Annotated in this window: 1 pseudogene; it reads left to right on the top strand. The window is 64.0% G+C overall.

The features are described 5' to 3' along the window. Positions 1–5: 5 nt before the first annotated feature. Positions 6–960 (top strand): annotated as a pseudogene (locus IRT45_RS36320) (IS3 family transposase); the annotation flags it as partial.

Raw genomic sequence — 960 nt, 5'->3', positions numbered from 1 at the left:
TCACTGTGCCCAAGCCGTATCCGAAGGAGTTCCGCGACGACGTGGTCCGGGTCGCCCGCAATCGTGACGAGGGAGTCACGCTGGATCAGATCGCGGCCGATTTCGGGATCCATCCGATGACGTTGTCGAAATGGATGCGCCAAGCCGACATCGACGATGGGAACAAGCCGGGACCGACACGAACGGAGTCGGCCGAGTTGCGTGATGCTCGGCGCCGTATCCGGCTGCTGGAGCAGGAAAACGAAGTGCTGCGCCGCGCTGCGGCGTATCTGTCGCAAGCGCAGTTACCGGGAAAAGGATCTACCCGCTCGTGAAAGAGCTTGCCGCCGAAGGTATTCCCGTGGCGGTGACGTGCCGGGTGTTGGAGCTCGCTCGCCAGCCCTACTACCGATGGCTTGCCGAACCGGTCACCGCCGGTGAGATCGCGCAGGCATATCGGGCCAACGCACTGTTCGACGCGCACCGCGACGACCCCGAGTTCGGGTACCGGTTCCTCGCTGACGAGGCCCGTGAAGCCGGCGAGGCGATGGCCGAGCGCACCGCGTGGCGGATCTGCTCGACCAACCGATGGTGGAGTGCGTTCGGCAAACCCCGGCGCGGCAAGAACGGCAAACCGGGACCGCCTGTCCACGATGATCTGGTGCAGCGGAACTTTACCGCTGATCGACCAAACCTCTTGTGGCTCACCGACATTACCGAACATCGTACCGGTGAAGGCAAGCTGTACCTGTGTGCGGTCAAAGACGTGTTCTCCAACCGGATCGTCGGCTATTCCATCGATTCGCGGATGAAGTCTCGCCTGGCGGTGACCGCGCTGAACAATGCCGTCGCCCGCCGCGGTGATGTGGCGGGCTGTGTTGTGCACAGCGACCGCGGCTCTCAGTTTCGCTCGAGACGCTTCGTGCACACGATCAACCGTCATCGCATGGCCGGATCCATGGGCCGCGTCGCCGCGGCCGG

Source organism: Nocardia sp. BSTN01, from assembly GCF_015354405.1.
Lineage (GTDB): Bacteria > Actinomycetota > Actinomycetes > Mycobacteriales > Mycobacteriaceae > Nocardia.
Note: the sequence above shows the minus strand (reverse complement) of the source record. Positions and strands in the feature narration are given on the sequence as shown.